Origin of the sequence: Marivita cryptomonadis, assembly GCF_002115725.1 — a bacterium.
GTDB lineage: Bacteria > Pseudomonadota > Alphaproteobacteria > Rhodobacterales > Rhodobacteraceae > Marivita > Marivita cryptomonadis.
On record NZ_JFKD01000008.1, the window covers coordinates 170,142 to 189,912 of the forward strand.

At 59.8% G+C, this 19,771-nt stretch carries 19 protein-coding genes; 11 read left to right on the forward strand and 8 right to left on the reverse strand.

The genetic code is table 11. The features are described 5' to 3' along the window. Positions 1-1,089: an ABC transporter ATP-binding protein gene (locus tag MCRY_RS11085; protein ID WP_085629778.1), complete on the reverse strand. Its 1,089-nt coding sequence runs from the start codon at positions 1,087-1,089 to the stop codon at positions 1-3. 10 nt (positions 1,090-1,099) lie between these two features. Continuing rightward, positions 1,100-2,695, reverse strand: coding sequence for a glycerol-3-phosphate dehydrogenase (glpD, locus tag MCRY_RS11090; protein WP_244897903.1), 1,596 nt, complete (start codon positions 2,693-2,695; stop codon positions 1,100-1,102). A 241-nt stretch (positions 2,696-2,936) separates the two neighbouring features. Between glpD and MCRY_RS11095 the strand changes: the two genes are divergently transcribed. Then, positions 2,937-3,701, forward strand: a complete 765-nt coding sequence (locus MCRY_RS11095) for a DeoR/GlpR family DNA-binding transcription regulator (RefSeq protein WP_085629781.1) — start codon at positions 2,937-2,939, stop codon at positions 3,699-3,701. Here MCRY_RS11095 and MCRY_RS11100 read toward each other — a convergent pair. Both MCRY_RS11100 and MCRY_RS11105 read right to left on the reverse strand, forming a co-directional pair. Further along, positions 3,698-5,176: a cobyric acid synthase gene (locus tag MCRY_RS11100; RefSeq protein WP_085629783.1), complete on the reverse strand. Its 1,479-nt coding sequence runs from the start codon at positions 5,174-5,176 to the stop codon at positions 3,698-3,700. The two genes, MCRY_RS11095 and MCRY_RS11100, sit on opposite strands and share 4 nt — an antisense overlap. A gap of 68 nt (positions 5,177-5,244) precedes the next feature. After that, complete coding sequence (locus tag MCRY_RS11105) at positions 5,245-6,267, reverse strand: LacI family DNA-binding transcriptional regulator (protein ID WP_085629785.1); 1,023 nt, start codon at positions 6,265-6,267, stop codon at positions 5,245-5,247. A gap of 143 nt (positions 6,268-6,410) precedes the next feature. Between MCRY_RS11105 and MCRY_RS11110 the strand changes: the two genes are divergently transcribed. From MCRY_RS11110 to MCRY_RS11150, 9 genes are all read left to right on the forward strand, one after another. Then, positions 6,411-6,596, forward strand: a complete 186-nt coding sequence (locus MCRY_RS11110) for a hypothetical protein (RefSeq protein ID WP_085629787.1) — start codon at positions 6,411-6,413, stop codon at positions 6,594-6,596. A 21-nt stretch (positions 6,597-6,617) separates the two neighbouring features. Continuing rightward, on the forward strand, positions 6,618-7,766 hold the full coding sequence (locus MCRY_RS11115; protein WP_085629789.1) for a TRAP transporter substrate-binding protein: 1,149 nt from the start codon (positions 6,618-6,620) through the stop codon (positions 7,764-7,766). A gap of 113 nt (positions 7,767-7,879) precedes the next feature. Further along, on the forward strand, positions 7,880-8,392 hold the full coding sequence (locus tag MCRY_RS11120) for a TRAP transporter small permease (protein ID WP_085629791.1): 513 nt from the start codon (positions 7,880-7,882) through the stop codon (positions 8,390-8,392). Positions 8,393-8,404: 12 nt separating this feature from the next. Continuing rightward, positions 8,405-9,733 carry a TRAP transporter large permease gene (locus tag MCRY_RS11125; RefSeq protein WP_085629793.1) on the forward strand — a complete coding sequence of 443 codons (1,329 nt, stop codon included), beginning with the start codon at positions 8,405-8,407 and terminating at the stop codon, positions 9,731-9,733. A 12-nt stretch (positions 9,734-9,745) separates the two neighbouring features. Beyond that, positions 9,746-11,053, forward strand: coding sequence for a histidinol dehydrogenase (hisD, locus tag MCRY_RS11130; RefSeq protein WP_085629795.1), 1,308 nt, complete (start codon positions 9,746-9,748; stop codon positions 11,051-11,053). After that, positions 11,046-11,807 (forward strand): SDR family NAD(P)-dependent oxidoreductase, encoded by a 762-nt coding sequence (locus tag MCRY_RS11135; protein ID WP_085629797.1) that lies wholly within the window; start codon positions 11,046-11,048, stop codon positions 11,805-11,807. Before hisD ends, MCRY_RS11135 begins: the two co-directional genes overlap by 8 nt. Continuing rightward, positions 11,804-12,784, forward strand: a complete 981-nt coding sequence (locus MCRY_RS11140; protein ID WP_085629799.1) for a zinc-dependent alcohol dehydrogenase — start codon at positions 11,804-11,806, stop codon at positions 12,782-12,784. Before MCRY_RS11135 ends, MCRY_RS11140 begins: the two co-directional genes overlap by 4 nt. A gap of 24 nt (positions 12,785-12,808) precedes the next feature. Then, on the forward strand, positions 12,809-13,222 hold the full coding sequence (locus MCRY_RS11145) for a universal stress protein (RefSeq protein WP_085629801.1): 414 nt from the start codon (positions 12,809-12,811) through the stop codon (positions 13,220-13,222). A gap of 12 nt (positions 13,223-13,234) precedes the next feature. Continuing rightward, positions 13,235-14,332 (forward strand): alpha-hydroxy acid oxidase, encoded by a 1,098-nt coding sequence (locus tag MCRY_RS11150; RefSeq protein ID WP_085629803.1) that lies wholly within the window; start codon positions 13,235-13,237, stop codon positions 14,330-14,332. Positions 14,333-14,334: 2 nt separating this feature from the next. Here MCRY_RS11150 and MCRY_RS11155 read toward each other — a convergent pair whose 3' ends face one another. The 4 genes from MCRY_RS11155 to MCRY_RS11170 all read right to left on the reverse strand — a co-directional run bounded on the left by MCRY_RS11155 (position 14,335) and on the right by MCRY_RS11170 (position 18,375). Continuing rightward, a complete protein-coding gene (locus tag MCRY_RS11155; protein ID WP_085629805.1) occupies positions 14,335-15,264 on the reverse strand; it encodes a mechanosensitive ion channel family protein in 930 nt (309 codons plus the stop codon). Between the two features lie 168 nt (positions 15,265-15,432). Continuing rightward, positions 15,433-16,200 carry an ATP-binding cassette domain-containing protein gene (locus MCRY_RS11160; RefSeq protein ID WP_085629807.1) on the reverse strand — a complete coding sequence of 256 codons (768 nt, stop codon included), beginning with the start codon at positions 16,198-16,200 and terminating at the stop codon, positions 15,433-15,435. Then, a complete protein-coding gene (locus MCRY_RS11165) occupies positions 16,200-17,261 on the reverse strand; it encodes an ABC transporter permease (RefSeq protein WP_085629809.1) in 1,062 nt (353 codons plus the stop codon). Before MCRY_RS11165 ends, MCRY_RS11160 begins: the two co-directional genes overlap by 1 nt. Positions 17,262-17,355: 94 nt before the next feature. Next, complete coding sequence (locus MCRY_RS11170) at positions 17,356-18,375, reverse strand: sugar ABC transporter substrate-binding protein (RefSeq protein WP_085629870.1); 1,020 nt, start codon at positions 18,373-18,375, stop codon at positions 17,356-17,358. Positions 18,376-18,571: 196 nt separating this feature from the next. Between MCRY_RS11170 and MCRY_RS11175 the strand changes: the two genes are divergently transcribed. Beyond that, positions 18,572-19,771 carry an ROK family transcriptional regulator gene (locus MCRY_RS11175; protein ID WP_085629872.1) on the forward strand — a complete coding sequence of 400 codons (1,200 nt, stop codon included), beginning with the start codon at positions 18,572-18,574 and terminating at the stop codon, positions 19,769-19,771.

Sequence of the window (19,771 nt, forward strand, 5' to 3'; positions counted from 1 at the left end):
TCAGGCCGCCAGCGCGTAAGACGCGGGGGCGATCATTTTGCCCTGTTCGTCGAAGACATAGACATGACGCGGATCAAGCCAAACGGTCAGGTCTTCGCCCAGTTTCAGGTCATGCACCCCGTGGATCAGACCAACCCAGCGTTGGCCGTGGTGATCCAGATGCACAAAGGTTTCCGACCCGGTGAGTTCGGTCACGGTCAGTTGCGTGGTGAACGCCATGGCGTCCGCCGCATGCTGACCGATTTCAAGGTGGTTGGGACGAAACCCGGCTGTATAGTTACCATCGGGCAAATCAGCCAAACGGCCCATCGCCTGCGTGGATTGATTGTTGCCAAAGGTCAGTTGGCCGCCTGCCTTGGTCACCGCAAGGAAGTTCATCGGCGGATCACTGAACACCCGCGCCGTGGTCGCATCGACCGGCTGGCGGTAAACATCGGGTGTGAGACCGAATTGCGTGACGCGGCCTTCCCAAAGGGTGGCGGTATTCCCGCCCAAAAGCAGCGCCTCTTCAGGTTCGGTGGTCGCGTAAACGAAAATGGAGCCGGATTCTTCGAAAATCTTGGGGATCTCGATCCGCAGCTCTTCGCGCAGCTTATAGTCGAGGTTGGCAAGCGGTTCGTCCAGAAGCACCAGCCCCGCGTTTTTGACCAGCGCCCGTGCCAAAGCGCAGCGCTGTTGCTGACCGCCCGAGAGTTCCAGCGGTTTGCGGTTCAGCATCGGGGTCAGCTTCATCAACTCGGCGGTGTCGCGCACGCGGCGGTCAATCTCGGCGCGGTCGACACCCATCAGCTTCATCGGGGATGCGATATTGTCGTAGACGGTCATTGACGGGTAGTTGATGAACTGCTGGTACACCATCGCGACCTTACGATCCTGCACGCGCATGCCCGTCACATCCTTGCCCTGCCAGATGATCTGGCCGGTCGCGGGCACATCCAGCCCCGCCATCAAACGCATCAGCGACGTCTTGCCCGACAAGGTCGGCCCAAGCAGCACGTTCATCGTGCCTTTTTCCAGCGTCAGGTCCGTCGGGTAGATATGGGTCTGCCCTTCGACCACTTTGGACACGCCCTTAAGCTCGAGTGTCATGTCCAGCCCCCTATTCTGCGGCCTTGGACAAGGATTGACGATGATCCGCCATCCAGGTGTCCAAGTCCTTGATCTGTTCAGCGCTCAGTCGCAGACCAAGCTTGTTGCGGCGCCACACCACATCTTCGGCGGTGTGGGCGTATTCATGGGTCATCAGCCAATGCACTTCAGCCTCAGTCAGGGTCGCGCCGAAATCGCGGCCCAGATCGCCTGCTTCCTTGGCGGTTCCGAGGATTGTCGGTGCCTCTGTCCCATAGGCGCGCACAAGGCGGCGGGCCCAGAAGGCATCAAGGAATGGGAACGCGTCCTGCAGCTTGGCCACTTGCGCATCGAACCCGTCGACCGGGAAATCGCCACCGGGCAGCGTGACACCCGCTGTCCACGGGCCTTTGACGTTCGGCAATTGCTCGGCGATCTTCTCAAGCGCGCTTTCGGCAAGGCGGCGGTAGGTGGTGATCTTGCCGCCAAAGATGTTCAGCACCGGCGCGCCGCCATTGGCATCGACCTTGAGCGTATAGTCGCGGGTGGCCGCCGTAGCACTGCTGGCGCCGTCGTCATAAAGCGGACGGACACCGGAATAGGTCCAGACAACATCTTTGTCCGACAGGTCTTGCTTGAAGTATTGGTTGGCGAAGTTCAGCAGGTAAGATTGCTCTTGCGGGGTACAGACAGGCTTGTTTGATGGGTCGTCATGTTCGGCATCGGTGGTGCCGATCAGGGTGAAATCAGTCTCATAGGGAATGGCAAAGATGATCCTGCCATCAGTGCCTTGGAAGAAGTAGCATTTGTCGTGATCATAAAGCTTGCGCGTAACAATGTGAGAGCCGCGCACCAGCCGCACACCTTCAGTTGAATTCAATCGAACCTTGGTCTGAATAATGTCCCCTACCCACGGTCCGCCGGCGTTCACCAGCATTTTCGCGTGGTGTGTGCGGGTCTCACCATTTTCGGTATTTTGCGTTTCGATGCGCCAGAGACCACCATCGCGCGCCGCTGACAGAACCTTGGTGCGCGGCAGGATGGTGGCGCCGCGCGCTTCAGCATCGCGGGCGTTCAGAACGACAAGACGCGAGTCTTCGATCCAGCAATCGGAATATTCGTAGGCTTTCGCAAACCGGTCGTCCAAAGGAACGCCTTCGGGTGCGTTTTCCAGCGCAAGTGTCTTGGTGCCGGGCAGAATTTTGCGTCCGCCCAGATTGTCATATAGGAAAAGCCCCAAGCGGATCAGCCACGCGGGGCGACGTCCCTTCATCCAAGGCATGATAAAGCTTAGCAGTCGCGACGTGGGTGTGTCGGATTCGAACCTCATATCCTCATGATAAGGAAGGACAAATCGCATCGGCCAGCTGATATGCGGCATCGCTTTGAGCAGGACCTCCCGTTCGACCAGCGCTTCGCGGACCAAACGGAATTCAAAATATTCAAGATAGCGCAAACCGCCGTGGAACAGTTTGGTCGAAGCCGACGAGGTCGCAGAGGCCAGATCGTTCATTTCTGCAAGCGTCACAGACAGCCCACGGCCAGCCGCATCACGTGCGATCCCGCAGCCGTTGATGCCACCACCGATAATGAAAAGATCTGTTGGTTCGACGTTTTGGTCGATCACCGCGCGCCACCTCCCAATGCCACGTATGTCCGGTGCAATGTATGCGGATTGAGTCGCGTTCACGCAAGGCGATTTTTTTCGTTTATGTTCGTTTTTTGCTATCCCCATGAAAGCAAACAAAATTTGACATTAGGTTTTCCTGACCTAAGCCCGTTAAGATCGGAAAACCGCGTGCAGCGACAAGCTGACGTTGCGGAATCGTCCATCGTTGACTTCGAAACCAGACCAGACTGAGCCCCTTATGTCCCACGCCTTTCGTCACCGTGATATTCTGGACATCGCGCGCAAGGAGGGGAAGGTCACGGTCGAAGGATTGGCTCAGCATTTCGGTGTGACGCTGCAAACCATTCGGCGCGACCTGTCCGATCTGGCCGAGGATGGCAGGCTCGAGCGGGTGCATGGCGGGGCGATGCTGCCCTCTAGCACCAGCAATATCGGGTATGAACAGCGCCAGACGCTTAATGCCAAGGCAAAGGCGGCGATGGCCAAGGCCTGCGCTCAGCGCATTCCCAACAACATTTCGCTGTTTCTGAACATCGGCACGAGCACCGAGGCTGTGGCACGTGAATTGCGCGGTCACAAGAACCTGCTGGTGGTCACCAACAATATGAACGTGGCGAATATTCTGGCCGAAATGCAGGATTGCGAAGTGGTGGTGACGGGCGGCAACCTGCGCCGCGCTGATGGCGGGCTGGTGGGCAAGCTGGCGACCGAGACCATCCTTCAGTTCAAGTTCGATCTGGCGATCATCGGCTGTTCGGCGCTTGATCGTGACGGCGATCTGCTCGACTTCGACATTCAAGAAGTCAGCGTCAGCCAAGCCATCCTGCAACAATCGCGCAAGACCTATCTGGTCGCGGATGCGTCCAAGCTGAAACGAAACGCGCCAGCGCGTATCGCCTCGCTGTCAGAGATCGACACCCTCTTCACCGATGCCGCCCTGCCCGCTGACTTGCCCGCGAAATGCGCGGATTGGGACACCGAAGTGGTGGTCGCGCGGCCTTAAGCCTTGATCGGGCGGGCCGCCGCCAACAGGCCGTCAATGTCGAGATGTGCCTCCATATGGGCCGCGAGTTCGTTCAGCGTGCGGTCAATGGTACGCGTATAATCTGCCCCTCCAGACTTGTGGCCCATCTGGCGCAGGAACGCTTGCCGGAACGCGCCATTGGCGAAAAGACCATGCAGATAGGTGCCCATCACCCGGCCATTCCCCGAAATTGCTCCATCCGGCGCATCGCCGATCCGCGCAAAGGCCCGCGCACTGTCGGGGCCATTGGTCTGACCGATGTGGATTTCATACCCGTCAAAACCGGTGCCCGTCGGCAGATGCACAGCCTCGACGCGGGTCAGCGTCTTGCGTGGTTGCATGGTGGTTGTCACGTTCAACAATCCCAGCCCGGGCGCTGTGCCCACATCACCTTCAAGCCCCTCGGGATCGTCGATCTGCGCCCCAAGCATCTGGTATCCGCCGCAAATTCCCAGCACCCGACACCCGCGCCGAAGATGGGCGAGGATGTCGATGTCCCAGCCCTGCGCGCGCAGGAAGGCCAGATCGGCGCGGGTGGATTTCGTGCCGGGCAACACGATCAGATCCGCGTCACCGGGCAGCGCCTGCCCCGGCGGTACCATCGTCAACCGGATATTCGGTTCCGCCTTGAGCGGATCAAGATCGTCGAAATTGGCGATCCGCGACAGCATGGGACAGGCGATGTGGAACCCCTGCCCGCCACTGGTCTCGGCAAGTTCCACCGCATCCTCGGCGGGCAGCAGATGCGCCGCGTCAAACCAAGGGAGCACGCCGTAACCGTTCCAGCCGGTATGGTCTTCGATGGCACGGTAGCCGTCTTCGAACAATGTCACATCACCGCGAAACTTGTTTACGAGGAACCCCACCACTTGCGCCACATCTTCGTCTGTCATTACAGTGTGCGTGCCGACGATCTGCGCAATCACCCCGCCCCGGTCGATATCCCCGGCAAGGATCACCGGCACATCCGCCGCACAGGCAAAGCCCATATTGGCGATATCGCCAAGCCGCAGATTGACCTCGGCCGGGCTGCCCGCGCCTTCGACAAGGATCAGGTCTGCGGTCTGTGCAAGCCTATGAAAACTGTCCAGAACCACGTCCAGCAACACGCCCCGGTCTTCGCGAAAGCGCTTTGCTTCGAGCCAGCCGCGCACCTGGCCTTGCACGATGACCTGCGAGCCCCGGTCGCTTTCGGGCTTCAGAAGAACGGGGTTCATGTGCACTGACAATTCGCGTCCGCAGGCGATGGCCTGCAAGGCCTGCGCACGGCCGATCTCACCCCCATCCGCGGTCACCGCGGCATTGTTCGACATGTTCTGCGGCTTGAACGGCGCGACAGACAACCCGCGCAACTGCGCCGCTCGGCACAGTCCGGCGACCAGCATAGACTTGCCGACATTCGACCCGGTTCCTTGGATCATCAGCGCCCGAGGTTGGGTCTTTTCGGATGTCATGACGCGGCCCTATCCGTTCGATCCTAAAACGAGGTACTGTGTCACGCCTGGCTTGTCGATGGCGCCGATCAGCAGGTCAGATCACGCAGGGAGTCGCGGAGTTGCACCGTGCTCTTGAGCTCTATCGTGTCGCCTGTCCCACGCTTTTCCACCATATCAATCAGGGCGATAGCGGCTTTGCGCCCCATCTCGCGGTGCGGGACATGCACGGTGGTGATCTGTGGCGCGACGATCCGTGCAAGTTCGATATCATCGAAGCCGGTGATCGACACATCTTCCGGCACAGACAGCCCCAGATCGCGGGCACCGCGTAGCGCGCCGACCGCCAAAACGTCGTTGCCGCACATCACCACGGTCGGACGGGTGTCGGCCTGCATCAAAGTCTGAAGCGCCACCGCGCCGTTTTCGATCTCGTAGGGCGTTTCGATGACCGGCATCGCGTCCGGGTCCAGACCGTTCGCCACCAGCGCATCGCGCAGCCCGGCCAGACGGGCTGCGGCACGGTCATTGCCCTTGGTGATGCCAGAGATCACTCCGATCTGGCGATGGCCATAGTCGATCACCTGCTGCGCCAATGCCCGCATCGACTGGCGGTTGTCGAAGCCAACTGTGGGCTGGCCGCTGTCGGGAAAATAGACCCATGCCGACAGCACCGGGATCGACCGCGCCCTGAGATAGTCATAGATCGCCGGATCGCGGTCATGGCCGATCAACAGCAAGCCATCCGCCCCGCGCGCCACCAATGCGCGGATCTGATCTTCCTCGATCTTCGGCTGATAGGCCGAACTGGCCACGAGCAGCATATAGCCCCGCGCGTGCAGCTCTTCCTGAAACGCCTGAAGCCCTCGTGCGAAGATCGCGTTCTCCATCGTTGGGATAATCGCGCCGATGGTGAAGGTGCGTTTCGCGGCCATCACGCGCGCGCCGAAATTTGGTGTGTATCCAAGAGCTTCGACGGCGGACATCACCCGCTTTCGCGTTTGTTCGACCACCCGTTCAGGCGAGTTCAGACAGCGCGAGACCGTAGCTGTCGACACGCCAGCCGCGCGTGCGACATCGTCCAAAGTGGGCACGGTGCGCAGGTCTGACATCGATCTCCTTTCCCACTCTGGAGCCAGTGAAGTGCATCGCAAGATAATCATAAAGAAACAGAAAGCGAAATGTAAGCGCTTGCAAGATTCGAATGTAAGCGCTTACACTAACCTCAGAATCAATCTGACATCCGGAGTCCAGAATGTTCCTTGCTGCATCCGCCATCGTCTTTGTCGTGTATTTCGCCAATGTCGCCATGGGTGCTTTTGCAGGAATGTCATTCCTTTCGGATGTCGGGGAGATGTTGGTTCTGTTTGCGGCGTCGATCCTGTTCGTCGTGGCAATTCTGCAAAAAGAGGCTGACCGAAAGAACAAAAACGGTAGCTGAGGTCAATTGGGAGGAGACCAGATGACTGACGAACGTAAGGAGCTCGCATCCGCCGAGCGTCGCAATTTCCTGAAGCTGATGGGCACCGGTGGCTTTACCGCTGCTATGGTAGCCGGCGCTGCTGGCGTGCTGTGGTCCTCTGAAGCGGCTGCACAGACAGCCAACGAAGAGCGAGACCGCGAAAACGCAGCCGAGCATACGATGGTGATCGCGACCGCTTATGTGCTGGGCGCTTCGCGCAGCTATCCGATCATGCAGCTTGACCTGAAGGAAAACCTCCAGAACGCCACCAACGGCAAGGTCTATGTCAAACTGGCCCCCGGCGGTCAGCTGGGCGCAGGCGGCGCGCTCGTTCAGGCAGTTCAGGGCGGCACGATCCAGGCGGCGCAGCACTCGCTGGCGAACTTCGCGCCTTTCGCGTCGACGGTTGACCTGATCAACATGCCGTATCTGTGTGGTTCGAACCAGCGGTTCACCAACCTTGTCACATCCGACTTCTGGAACACCGAAGTCCACCCCAAGATCGAAGCCAACGGCTTTAAGCCGCTGTTCTACGTCAACATCGACCCGCGCGTCGTGGCCGTCCGCAAAGGCGGAGCCGGTGCGGTTCTCAGCCCAAGCGATCTGGGTGGCGTCAAATTCCGCGTACCGGGCTCGAAGATGCTTCAACAGTACTACCGCATGGTCGGCGCGAACCCGACGCCGGTGGCATGGGGCGAAACCCCCTCTGCGATCAAGCAGGGTGTTGCTGACGCGCTCGATCCATCCGTTGGCGCGCTCTATGTGTTTGGCTTCAAGGACATCCTCAGCCATGTGACCTTCACACAGGCCGTGCCGGACAGTCAGGTCTATTCCTGTAACCTCGAATGGTTCAACTCGATGCCAGCCGACGTTCAGGAAGGCATCATGTGGGGCTCGGAAATGACCGCGCATCAGAACCTTGCCAAGGTTCCATCTGCACGCGCCTACGCAATGGCCGAACTGGCCAAGGCCGGTGTCGAATTCCACTCGCTGTCCGACGACCAGCTTGGCGAATGGCAAGAAGCCGGTGGCTACCAGCGCTCCGAATGGGACGAGTTCAAGGTCGAACTGGCCGGTTCCATGGATGCGTTCGCCAAGATGGAAGAAGCCGCTGGCACCCAGGGCAAATACTACGTCCACGACGCGTGACGGTATCGGCGGGCGCTGCAACACGCGCCCGCCCCTTTTTCTTTCCAAACACAGAGAGTCTGGCCACGCCTTATGCGTGATCCGTTGGCCTGTCCTCTTTGAAAGGATGCCCCATGTCTATCTGGCGCAGAATAGACCGCGATGCAGAACGGTGGCTGCTTCTGGTCTTCTACGTGATGCTGGTCATCACCATGGCCATCGAAGTGCTGCGACGCGAGATCTTCTCGTACTCCTCGATTTGGGGGGAAGAGATCGTGCGGTATTCCTTTATCTATCTTGCGTGGATTGGTGCTGCTGCGGCCGTCAAGGAACGGGCGCATATCCGCATCGACGTGATCATGCACTACCTCGGGCCGCGCACGAAGGCGTTGCTCTACATCTTCGGTGACATCGTCATGTTCGGGGTAGCGATCATCGCGCTCTATTGGTCGATGGAGACGGTCCATATCTCGTGGAAATTCGGATCGGTGACCCATGGGCTGCGTATCTCGAACGTGTGGTTCCTGATGGCGGTGCCTGTAGGGTTTGCCCTGATGATCTGGCGCCTTCTGCAATCCCTGCTGCGCGACCTGCGATCGCTTCGTGACGGAACACCCGTCTACGAAGGCGACAAGCTGTTTGATTAAGGAGCCGCACCGATGCTTTGGCAAACCATGAGCCAAACAGTGGAATTGGGCTGGGATTTCTACCTGCCGGTTCTGATCTTCGTTGGCCTGATAGCGCTGGCTGTACCTGTCTGGGCCGCCATCGGCACTGCCGCAATCACCATGCTGGTGATGTCTGGCGACCTGCCGCTGAGCCTTGTGGGCGAAAAGCTGTTTACCGGGATCGACGCGTTCGCGCTGACCGCTGTGCCGCTGTTCATCCTGACTGGCGACGTGCTGGTCCGCACCGGGCTGAGCCGCAAATTCCTCGACGTAGCCGAGGCCCTGACGCAGTTCGCCAAGGGCGGGTTCGGATCGGCGACCGTGCTGGTCTGCGGTATGTTCGCCGCCATCTCCGGCTCTGACGCGGCGGGTGCTGCGGCGGTGGGCCGAATGACAATCGCGCGGCTGGTTGAGTCGGGCTATCCCCGTCCCTATGCCTGTGCGCTTGTCGCGGCGGGCGCCTGTACCGGCATCCTGATCCCGCCCTCCATCGCCTACATCATCATCGGCCTTGTTCTGGGAATATCAGCGTCAACGCTGTTCCTTGCAGCACTGATCCCCGGCCTTGCGATCCTGATCTCGATCTTGGTCACAAACCTGATCGTCAACCGCATCCATGGCTACGAAGGCGGCGGCAATATCTCGATGGGCGAATACTTCTCGCGGCTCGCGGCATCGCTCAAGTCGGGCTGGTACGCGTTCATCGTGCCCGGGATCATCTTTTACGGCATCTTCTCGGGCCGTTTGACCCCTACAGAAGCAGGCGCCACCGCCGTGGTCGTGACCATCATCATGGGCTTTATCATGCGCACGCTGTCCTTTGCCGATTTCCCGGCGATGCTGGTCAGCTCGGCCAAGGTGAACGGGGTGATCCTACCGATCATCGCCTTCTCGGCCCCCTTGGCCGAAGCGCTGGCGATCATGGGTGTGCCGCAGGGCTTTGTGACCGCCGTGACCGGGCTCACAGATGAGCCGTGGATTCTGATCCTGCTGATGATCGGTATCCTGATCGCGGCGGGCTGCGTCATGGAAACAACGCCCAACATCGTCATCCTTGCGCCTATTCTCAAGCCGCTTGCCGACAATATCGGCATGAACGAGATCCAGTTCTGCATCATGATGATCACCGCGCTGGGTGTGGGCTTCATCACGCCGCCGCTTGGACTTAACCTGTTCGTGGTCTCCGGTATCACCGGAGAATCGATCCTCAAGATCGCTGCCCGCGCCATTCCCTTCGTTCTGGGCATGTTCGTTGTGGTGCTGCTGATTGCCTATGTGCCCGCAGTGTCCACGACGCTCTTGCCAGAAATCTACAAGTAGGACTTCCCGAAGATGACACGTGAATACCTGAAAAAAGCGACCCTGACGGCGAAATCGGATGCATCCGAAGTGCATGAAACGGTCAAGACCATTCTGGCTGATATCGAGGCAGGTGGTGACGACACGGCGATGGAATACGCCCGGAAGTTCGACAAGTATGAAGGCAATGTCCTTCTCACCGCCGAAGACATCGCTGCAGCCAGTGCGCTTGTTCCCGAGAAACTGAAACGGGACATCGAATTTGCACATAGCAACGTGAAGCGGTTTGCCGAGGCACAGAAAGCGACCGTGTCGGATGTCGAGGTCGAAATCGTACCGGGCATGATCGCTGGCCAAAAAGCGATCCCGGTGGATGCGGCAGGCTGCTATGTGCCCGGCGGGCGCTACAGCCACATCGCATCAGCCATCATGACGGTCACCACAGCCAAGGTGGCCGGTTGCCGTCATATCGCTGCATGTTCGCCACCTCGCCCCGGCGTCGGCGTGGCGCCTGCCATCGTTTATGCCGCGCATATTTGCGGCGCCGACAAGATCATCGCCATGGGCGGTGTGCAGGGCGTGGCTGCGATGACCTTCGGTCTGTTCGGCCTGCCCAAGGCAAACATCCTTGTCGGCCCCGGCAACCAGTTCGTGGCCGAAGCCAAGCGCATCCTGTTTGGTCGTGTCGGCATCGACATGATCGCTGGGCCCACCGATAGCCTTGTCCTAGCCGACAAAAACGCCGATCCGCTGATCGTGGCGACCGATCTGGTGAGTCAGGCCGAGCATGGCTACAACTCGCCTGTCTGGCTGGTGACCGATGACCGCGCACTGGCGGAAAAGGTGATGGAGATGGTTCCCGATCTGATCGCGGACCTTCCCGAAGTGAACAGCCAGAACGCAGCCGCCGCATGGCGTGACTATGCCGAGGTGATCGTCTGTTCCGACCGCGAGGAAATGGCCGCCTGTTCCGACGATTATGCCCCCGAACACCTGACCGTCCAGGCCGAGGATTTGGATTGGTGGCTGAATCGGCTGACCTGCTATGGTTCGCTCTTCCTTGGCGAAGAAACCACCGTGTCCTATGGCGACAAGGCGACAGGCACCAACCACGTGCTGCCCACGTCAGGGGCTGCCAGCTATACGGGTGGTCTGTCTGTCCACAAGTACATGAAGATCGTCACATGGCAGCGCGCCACCCGCGAAGGATCCAAGGCTGTGGCCGAAGCGACAGCGCGGATTTCCCGGCTTGAGGGCATGGAAGGACACGCTCGCGCGGCGGATGTGCGTCTGGCCAAATACTTCCCCGGTGTGAACTTCGATCTGACCGCAGATGGCTGAGATCGAACGACTCTTCCGCCTTGGAGGCAAGGTGGCTGTCATCACAGGGGCCAGTTCCGGCCTTGGTCGACGGGCCGCACTCACGCTTGCGGCTGCTGGTGCAATGGTGGTTGGCGTCGCGCGGCGGCAAGCCGAACTGGAAAGCCTGTGCCAAGAGATCGAATTGCCCTCCGCCTATGTGGTGGGTGACGTAACCGACCGCGACGGCCTGCCCGCGCTTGTTGAGACGATTTCGAACCCGTTTGGCCCACCGGATATCGTGGTCCATGCGGCAGGGATCAACACCCGCGAGACGGCGGATGACGTGACACCCGAGGGCTGGGACGTGACGCTATCCCTGAACCTCTCGGCACCGCTCTTCTTATCTCAGGCGCTGGTCCCGGCGATGAAGGAAAAAGGCTGGGGCCGCATCGTGAACTTCGCTTCGCTCCAGTCCTATCGCGCATTTCCGGGCGGCATCGCCTATGGGGCCACCAAAGGCGCGATCACCCAGTTAACGCGCGCTATGGCCGAAGCATGGTCGCCGCACGGGATCACGGCGAACGCCATCGGTCCGGGCTTTTTCCCGACCGAACTTACGCAGGCGGTGTTCTCAGACCCCGACCGCGCCGCTCGCAACGCAGCGCAGACCTGCATCGGGCGCAATGGCCGGGTGGAGGATATCGACGGACCGATCCTGTTCCTTTGCTCGGACGCATCGGCTTATGTCACGGGGCAGGTTCTCATGGTGGACGGAGGGTTTACCGCGAAATGAAGGCGTTGGTCTATGAAGGTGTTGAAACACTGGCCTTCCGCGATGTCCCTGACATCACGGCGCGCGATGGCGAACACCTGATCCGCATCGAAGCGGTGGGCATTTGCGGCTCTGACATGCATGCCTATCTGGGACATGACGCGCGCCGCCCTGCCCCGCTTATCCTTGGCCACGAGGCGGCAGGCGTGGTGCAAGGCGGGCCTTTGGATGGCACCCGCGTGACGATAAATCCGCTTGTGACCTGCGGCACCTGCCCCGCCTGCCAAGCTGCGCGGGAAAACCTGTGCCCGACCCGACAGATCATCTCGATGGAGCCAAGACCGGGGGCGTTTGCGCAATATGTGTCGATGCCTGCATCGAACCTTGTCACGGTGCCGGATGCCGTGGCGCTGGACAAGGCGTCGCTTGCCGAACCCTTGGCGGTCAGCTGGCACGCAGCGCGGCTTGCACTGGCAGCCCTCCACCCGTCGATGGAGCGAAACGCACTGGTGCTCGGTGGTGGTGCCATCGGTCTTGCTGCCGCTCTGGCGCTCAGGGCAATGGGAGCCGACAGCGTGACGGTGGTAGAGCCAAACCCGACGCGGTGCGCGTTCCTCATCGACACTTGCGGCGAAAGGGCCGTTGCCGAACCTGACGGGCTTTATCCCCTCATCATCGACGCGGTGGGGTATGCCGCCACCCGTGCCACCGCCTCGACCCATGCGCAACCCGGCGGGGTGATGGCGCATGTGGGCTTGGGCGAAGACACCGGCGGTCTGGATGTGCGGCGCATGACGCTGCAAGAGATCACCTTCATCGGCACCTACACCTACACCGCGCAAGATTTCCGCGACACCGCGCAGGCGATCTTTGACGGGCGGCTTGGTCCTCTGGACTGGTTCCAGACCCGACCGCTTGCCGAAGGCGCCGCCGCTTTCCACGATCTGCGCCACGGCGCGGTTGCCACACCGAAAATCGTCCTCGACCCTTGGGCCTGACCCATTCCCGACAGGAGACTCGACATGTACAAGAAGCTTCTCGTTCCCATGGCTCTGGATCACGACATCTCGCCCCAGACGCTTGAAGTGGCGCGTGTCTTATGTTCCGAGGGCGGCGAGATCATCGCGCTGCACGTCTACGAGTCCCCGCAAGGCACTGTGAGCGCCTATCTGGACGAAGAGGTGGTCAAAGCCGGGTTTGAACGCGCGCGGGAACGGCTGCAGGAAAAGCTGCAAGGTCTGGACGGCATCACGCCTGCCCTGGTCAAAGGCCACTCCGCCCGTACGATTATCGACTATGCGACCCAACATGGCACCGACTGCATCGTGATCGGATCACATAAACCGGGGCTGAGTGATTTCTTCCTTGGATCGACAGCCGCACGGGTGGTGCGCCACGCACCCTGCGCCGTGCATGTGCATCGCGACGGCGACTAATCTTTTAGAACAATGGCCGCAGCAGACCACATTCACTCTGCCGAGGATGCCCGTCGGCTGGCCAAACGGCGTCTGCCGTGGATGGTGTTCGATTATATCGATGGCGCGGCCGGGCGCGAAACCGGGATCACCCGCAATCGCGCGGCACTGGACGCGCTGACCCTGCGCCCCCGCATCCTGCGCGACGTGAGCCAGCGGTCACTGGCCACCACGGTTTTCGGTGCGCCTGCCGACCGCCCCTTCGGCATCGCACCCATGGGCATGTGCAACCTGTCCTGCCCCGGTGCCGACCTGATGCTGGCGCGATTGGCGCGGGATTTCAAAGTTCCGCATGGCGTGTCCACTGTCGCCTCGACGGCCTTGGAGCAGATCATCGACGTGGCCGAGGGGCATGCTTGGTTCCAGATCTACTTCAGCGGCGATGGCAGCGGCACGTTCAAACTGGTCGAACGCGCCCGTGATGCCGGGTATGAAACGCTTGTTGTGACGGTCGATGTGCCAGAAGTAGGCCGCCGCCCCCGCGAACTCAGGCGCGGGTTCAAGATGCCCTTCCGCATCGGCCCCAGCCAGTTTATCGACTTCGCCCTACACCCGCGCTGGTCGATCTCGACGCTTCTGAACGGTCGGCCAGACATGGCGAATTTCCAGATGCCCGGCTACAGCTTTGACCGTACCGAAAGCCGCGCCAAGGCCAATTGGGACACGCTTGCGCGGATGCGCGACATGTGGCCCGGCAAGCTGGTGGTCAAAGGTGTCTTGGACGTGGAAGACGCAGTGCGGCTCAAAGAAAACGGCTCGGACGCCATTCAGGTCTCAAGCCACGGTGCGCGGCAACTGGAAAGCGCGCCAACTCCGGTTGACGCGCTTCTTGCGATCCGCGAGGCGGTTGGCCCTGACTACCCGCTTTTCTTCGACAGCGGTTTGCGGTCGGGCGAAGACGCGCTCAAACTGCTCGTCCACGGCGCAGATTTCTGCTTCTTCGGACGCATTCTGCAATTCGCAATGGCAGCGGGCGGCGAAGCTGGACTACGTCAGATGTGGTCAGTTCTCGGCGACGAGATGAGCATCGCTATGGCGCAAACCGGAATGACAGGGCTGCACGCTGCCTGACATTACTGCACTGCGAACTTCTTGGACGTGTCCTTGGACACGGTTTCTTCCTTCTGGACCACCAGCGTCCTTGTCGGAAACGGGATATCGACCCCCGCCTTGTCCAGCGCCTCTTTCACCTTGCGCTTCATATCGGCCTGATACTGGAAATAGACCGACGCATCGCACCAGACCCGCACAAGAAAATCCACGCTGCTGCTGTTGAGGTTGTTGACCTGAATGAACGGCTCAGGATCGTTGTGCGACCGGGGATCAGACATGATCGTGTCGCGGATCACGCGCTCGGCATCGGCCAGATTGGCACCATACCCGACACCGAATTCCCATTCCGCGCGACGGGTCTTGTAGCCGGAATAATTCTTGATTGTGTTGCCCCAGACCTCGGAGTTCGGAACCACGACCTTTACGTTCCCGATATCCGCGATCTCGGTGTAGTTCAGCGTGATTTCCTTGACCGTACCGACCACATCGTTGACCTGTACGAAATCGCCGTTCTTCAAAGGCCGGAACAGGATCAGCATCACCCCAGCCGCAACATTCGACAGCGTGCCCTGCAACGCAAGTCCAATTGCCAGACCAGCTGCACCGATGACCGCCACGACAGAGGTCGTGCGCACCCCGAACGTGTTGAGAACAAACAAAGTGGTAAAGGCGAGGATCGTATACCTTGCGATATTGCCGAAGAACACAAAGAGCGTGTCGTCGAGGCTCGCGTGCATCGACCCGATCCGCGTGATCCGGCGGCTGACCACGCTTGAAATGGTGAAGCCGATGATCAGGATAAGGATCGCCGCAATCGTATTGCCAAGCAGCGACAACATAGCCTCAAGCGTCAGAAGGTCGGCGAATGATTTGCCGTTGTAGATCTCCATCGTGAAGATCGAGGCGATCTGGCCCCAAACGCTTGTTGCGACGGCTTCAACTTCTTCCATGCGGCTTTGTCCTGTGTTCCATACGTTTTACGCGGCGCAGGGCCACGTTTGACCTTGCAAACGCATGACAGGCCGACGGGTTCCCGATGGTTAGACAAAGAATTAGACCGCTTGGTAAAAAAACGGCCCAGCAATGACACCGCGCCGTTTTCGCAAGTTCGTTTCAGGTCACGCCGCTTCGGGCGCGTCCTTCGCTCCGGTCATGAAGGCCACCGCGTCGGACATTGTGTAGTCCTTGGGGTCGATCACGCACAGGCGCTTGCCCAAACGGTGCACGTGGATGCGGTCGGCCACTTCGAAGACGTGGGGCATGTTGTGGCTGATCAGGATGATCGGGATGCCGCGCGATTTCACGTCCTGGATCAGCTCAAGCACTTTGCGGCTTTCCTTGACCCCAAGCGCCGCGGTCGGTTCATCAAGGATGATCACCTTCGATCCGAATGCTGCCGCACGGGCCACGGCCACACCCTGACGCTGACCACCGGACAAGGTTTCCACCGCCTGGTTGATGTTCTGGATCGTCATCAACCCAAGCTCTGTCAACTTGTCCCGCGCCATCTTTTCCATCGCCGCACGGTCCAGTTGGCGCAGCCACTTGCCGCGCCATCCGGGTTTGCGGATCTCACGGCCCATGAACATGTTGTCAGCAATCGACAACGCAGGCGACATGGCAAGGGTCTGGTAGACGGTTTCGATACCAGCTTCGCGCGCTTCGATCGGAGACGCAAAACGCACTTCCTTTCCCTCGAGCGTGACGGTCCCTTCGTCCGGGATCACCGCCCCCGACACCGCCTTGATGAGCGAGCTTTTCCCGGCACCGTTGTCGCCGATCACGGCGAGGATTTCCCCCGGCATCAGATCGAAATCACAGCTGTCCAACGCGGTCACACGACCATAACGCTTGACCAGCCCGCGGCCTTTCAAAATCGGTTCCATTATGCTGCCACCTTTCTGATCCACTGGTCCACTGCGACGGCAGCGATGATAAGCACGCCAATCAGCAGGAAGGTCCATTGCGCATCTGCACCGGCCAGACGTAGGCCAAGGGTGAACACACCGACGATCAGCGCACCAAAGAATGTGCCAAGGATCGACCCGCGCCCACCGAAAAGCGAGATGCCTCCGATCACCACGGCGGTGATGCTTTCGATGTTCAGAAGCTGTCCCGATGTCGGCGACACCGACCCGATCCGGCCGATCAACGCCCAGCCCGCGAAGGCACAGATCAGACCGGCCAGCGCATAGACGGAAATCAGCGTGCGCTTGACGTCGACACCAGCGAGTTCTGCCGCTTCGGGGTCATCGCCCACGGCATAGACATGACGGCCCCAAGCGGTGTGCTTGAGCACGAAGGCCAGCACCATCACCAGCAACACCATGAACACCACACCAAGCGTGAACACCGCACCGCCCACTTCGAACTTGGCACCCATGATCTGCAGGAGCGGGGCCTGTTCCGCGATCTCTTGCGACCGGATGGTTTCGTTCTGTGAGTAAAGAAAATTCGCCGCCAGCACGATTTGCCACATGCCCAGCGTCACGATGAAGGGCGGCAGTTTCATCTGCGCCACCAGCCAGCCGTTCAGCGCGCCGATTGCAGTTCCCAGTGCCAGACCACAAACCACCGCAAAGCCCGGCGGCAGGCCGTAGCGAAAGGCAAACTGCCCCATCACAACCGACGAGATCACGGCAATGGCGCCGACGCTCAGGTCAATGCCTTTGGTCAGGATCACCAGCGATTGCGCGGCGGCGACAATGCCAACGATTTGCACCTGTTGCAGGATAAGTGTCAGCGCGAAGGGCGAAAAGAACCGTGTCCCCAGCGCGAGACCGAAAATGATGATCGCCGTGACAAGCACGATCAACGGCACCAAGGCCGGTGTCGTGTGCAACGCATGGTGAAACCGGTCGATCAGGCGTTTGTCACGCCCGGCAAAAGACGCGATTTCCGCGCTCGCCTTGCCGACAACCGATTCATAATTGTCTGATGATGGCATGGAATCCTCCCTCACGAAGAAACGTGTCGCTCTTGTGAAAAGGGCGGGTCGATCCCCGCCCTTTTCAAGACTGTTTAGTCAGATGTGAGTCGGATCAACCCCAGCAGAGGTTGGTGCCTTCGGTCGTGTCGATGGATTCGACACCATCAACCGGATTGTCAGTGACAAGAGCCACACCCGTGTCAAAGAAGTCCTTACCATCGGTGGCGGACGGCTTGGTGCCATCTGCAGCCCATGCAGCAATCGCTTCGATGCCTTTGGAGGCCATCAGCATCGGGTATTGCTGCGAGGTTGCACCGATCACGCCTTCCTTGACGTTCTGGATGCCGGGGCAGCCACCGTCGACGGAAACGACCAACACGTCGTTCTCACGACCGATCGAGCGCAGCGCCTCATAGGCACCGGCAGCGGCGGGTTCGTTGATGGTGTGCACGACGTTGATGGTCGGGTCTTTCGCCAACAGGTTCTCCATCGCGCGGCGACCGCCCTCTTCGTTGCCGTCGGTCACGTCCGATCCAACAAGACGCGGGTCGGTTTCGTCACCAATCACGTTCGGATCGGCCAGGTCGATGCCGAAGCCCTGAAGGAAGCCCTGGTTGCGCAGAACGTCGACGGTAGGTTGACTGACATTCAGGTCTAGTGTTGCGATTTTGGCGTTTGCCGCATCATCGCCCAGCGCCGCACGCGCCCACTGACCGATAAGCTGACCGGCAAGGAAGTTGTCGGTTGCGAATGTCATGTCAGCCGCATCAATCGGATCAAGCGGGGTATCGAGCGCGATCACGAGGATGCCCGCATCGCGCGCCTGCTGAACTGCGGGAACGATGGACGATGTGTCGGATGCGGTGAGCAGGATGCCCTTGGCGCCGTTCGCGATGCAGGTCTCGATGGCCGCAACCTGTGTTTCATGGTCGCCGTCGATCTTACCGGCGTAGCTGTTGAGCGTGATGCCCAGCTCTTCGGCTTTGGCGGTTGCGCCTTCGCGCATCTTTACGAAGAACGGGTTGGTGTCGGTCTTGGTGATCAGACACGCGCTGACGCCATGACCTGCGGCAAAGGCCGCACCGGACATGGATGCCAAAGCAATAGCCGAGCTTAACAGTAGTTTCTTCATGGTTTCCTCCCAGAAATCTTCACTTTTCAATCCTGCGGACGGCTTTTGGGCCGCCCTCCCTGCTGACGTCCTCCGCTGCAGGTTGCGACCGAAAAGGCCAGATTCTAAACCACCTGTCAATAAATAAATAAACTTTATTTATTAAATGCCACCTGCCATCATTGCGCGGAACGGTGGGTTGATTATGGTTCAAGTCATGGACGGTGGAAAAATCAGAGGGGCAAGTGGCGGCGTCAACCAAAGTGGTGTGCGCAACCATAACGAACGTTTGCTTCTTTCCATGTTGCAGCGTCGTGGTGGAATGGCCGGTATAGACCTTGCGCGGCTGACCGGCCTGTCGCCGCAAACCGTGTCCGTTATTTTTCGCAAGCTGGAACAGGACGGCTTTCTGCAACGTGGCGATCCTGTGCGCGGCAAGGTCGGCAAACCGTCGATTCCGATGGAACTGTCCCCCGACGGCGTTCTGTCTTTGGGTCTCAAGATAGGTCGTCGCAGTGCCGAACTGCTCTTGCTTGATTTTACCGGAAATGTCCGCGCGCAAGTCAGCACCGCCTATAAGTACCCCCTGCCCGACGATGTGTTCACCTTCCTTGAAGAAGGAATGGTGTCGCTGCTGGCTGATCTGCCGCCCGAAACGGTGGACCGTGTCTGCGGGATCGGGATCGCGGCGCCGTTCGAGCTGTGGAAATGGAACGATCTGATCGGTGCACCGTCACAGCGGTTCAAATCATGGAAGGATCTTGATTTCGGCGAACACGTGGCCCGTTTCAGCGATCTGCCCGTCTTTGTCGTGAACGATGCCACCGCCGCCTGTCGTGCAGAGCATCTCTATGGGCAATCCCATGATTTCCGCGATTGGGCGTATTTCTTTATTGGCTCCTTTGTCGGTGGTGGCGTGGTCGTGAACGACACCGTGTTCGAAGGCAATCAGGGCAATGCGGGCGCACTTGGGTCATTGCGCAGCACCGGGCCGTTGGGTGAAAGCCAGCAATTGATCGACGTTGCGTCGATCCATTTGCTTGAGGGACGTCTGGTGCAGGCGGGAGTCGACCCGAGGGTCTTGTGGCATCATCCGCAGGATTGGAGCGATCTGAGCCGATATGTCGATCCGTGGATCGGCGAAACCGCACAGGAATTGGCGAAGGCGTCGCTGTCGGTCTGCGCGGTGATCGACTTTGAAGCGGTGCTGATCGACGGCGCATTCCCGGCGTCGGTCCGAACCGAGCTTGTGGAACGGGTGCGGCGCTATCTTGCCAATCAGGACACGCGCGGTCTGATCGCACCAAAGATCGAACCCGGCAGCATCGGCGGCAACGCTAGGGCCATTGGCGCAGCAAGCAGCCCGATCTTCACCCAGTTCCTGCTCAACACGAATGCCGGGCTGGCTGCTTTTTGA

What these genes read in the sequence shown, in the direction of transcription:
- MCRY_RS11145 (WP_085629801.1), top strand. Translation starts at nt 12,809, where the DNA reads ATGTACAAGAAGCTTCTCGTTCCCATGGCTCTGGATCACGACATCTCG.
- MCRY_RS11135 (WP_085629797.1), top strand. Translation starts at nt 11,046, where the DNA reads ATGGCTGAGATCGAACGACTCTTCCGCCTTGGAGGCAAGGTGGCTGTC.
- MCRY_RS11155 (WP_085629805.1), bottom strand. Translation starts at nt 15,264, where the DNA reads ATGGAAGAAGTTGAAGCCGTCGCAACAAGCGTTTGGGGCCAGATCGCC.
- MCRY_RS11160 (WP_085629807.1), bottom strand. Translation starts at nt 16,200, where the DNA reads ATGGAACCGATTTTGAAAGGCCGCGGGCTGGTCAAGCGTTATGGTCGT.
- MCRY_RS11085 (WP_085629778.1), bottom strand. Translation starts at nt 1,089, where the DNA reads ATGACACTCGAGCTTAAGGGCGTGTCCAAAGTGGTCGAAGGGCAGACC.
- MCRY_RS11120 (WP_085629791.1), top strand. Translation starts at nt 7,880, where the DNA reads ATGTCTATCTGGCGCAGAATAGACCGCGATGCAGAACGGTGGCTGCTT.
- MCRY_RS11110 (WP_085629787.1), top strand. Translation starts at nt 6,411, where the DNA reads ATGTTCCTTGCTGCATCCGCCATCGTCTTTGTCGTGTATTTCGCCAAT.
- MCRY_RS11105 (WP_085629785.1), bottom strand. Translation starts at nt 6,267, where the DNA reads ATGTCAGACCTGCGCACCGTGCCCACTTTGGACGATGTCGCACGCGCG.
- MCRY_RS11170 (WP_085629870.1), bottom strand. Translation starts at nt 18,375, where the DNA reads ATGAAGAAACTACTGTTAAGCTCGGCTATTGCTTTGGCATCCATGTCC.
- hisD (WP_085629795.1), top strand. Translation starts at nt 9,746, where the DNA reads ATGACACGTGAATACCTGAAAAAAGCGACCCTGACGGCGAAATCGGAT.
- MCRY_RS11150 (WP_085629803.1), top strand. Translation starts at nt 13,235, where the DNA reads ATGGCCGCAGCAGACCACATTCACTCTGCCGAGGATGCCCGTCGGCTG.
- MCRY_RS11095 (WP_085629781.1), top strand. Translation starts at nt 2,937, where the DNA reads ATGTCCCACGCCTTTCGTCACCGTGATATTCTGGACATCGCGCGCAAG.
- MCRY_RS11115 (WP_085629789.1), top strand. Translation starts at nt 6,618, where the DNA reads ATGACTGACGAACGTAAGGAGCTCGCATCCGCCGAGCGTCGCAATTTC.
- MCRY_RS11175 (WP_085629872.1), top strand. Translation starts at nt 18,572, where the DNA reads ATGGACGGTGGAAAAATCAGAGGGGCAAGTGGCGGCGTCAACCAAAGT.
- MCRY_RS11100 (WP_085629783.1), bottom strand. Translation starts at nt 5,176, where the DNA reads ATGACATCCGAAAAGACCCAACCTCGGGCGCTGATGATCCAAGGAACC.
- MCRY_RS11125 (WP_085629793.1), top strand. Translation starts at nt 8,405, where the DNA reads ATGCTTTGGCAAACCATGAGCCAAACAGTGGAATTGGGCTGGGATTTC.
- MCRY_RS11165 (WP_085629809.1), bottom strand. Translation starts at nt 17,261, where the DNA reads ATGCCATCATCAGACAATTATGAATCGGTTGTCGGCAAGGCGAGCGCG.
- MCRY_RS11140 (WP_085629799.1), top strand. Translation starts at nt 11,804, where the DNA reads ATGAAGGCGTTGGTCTATGAAGGTGTTGAAACACTGGCCTTCCGCGAT.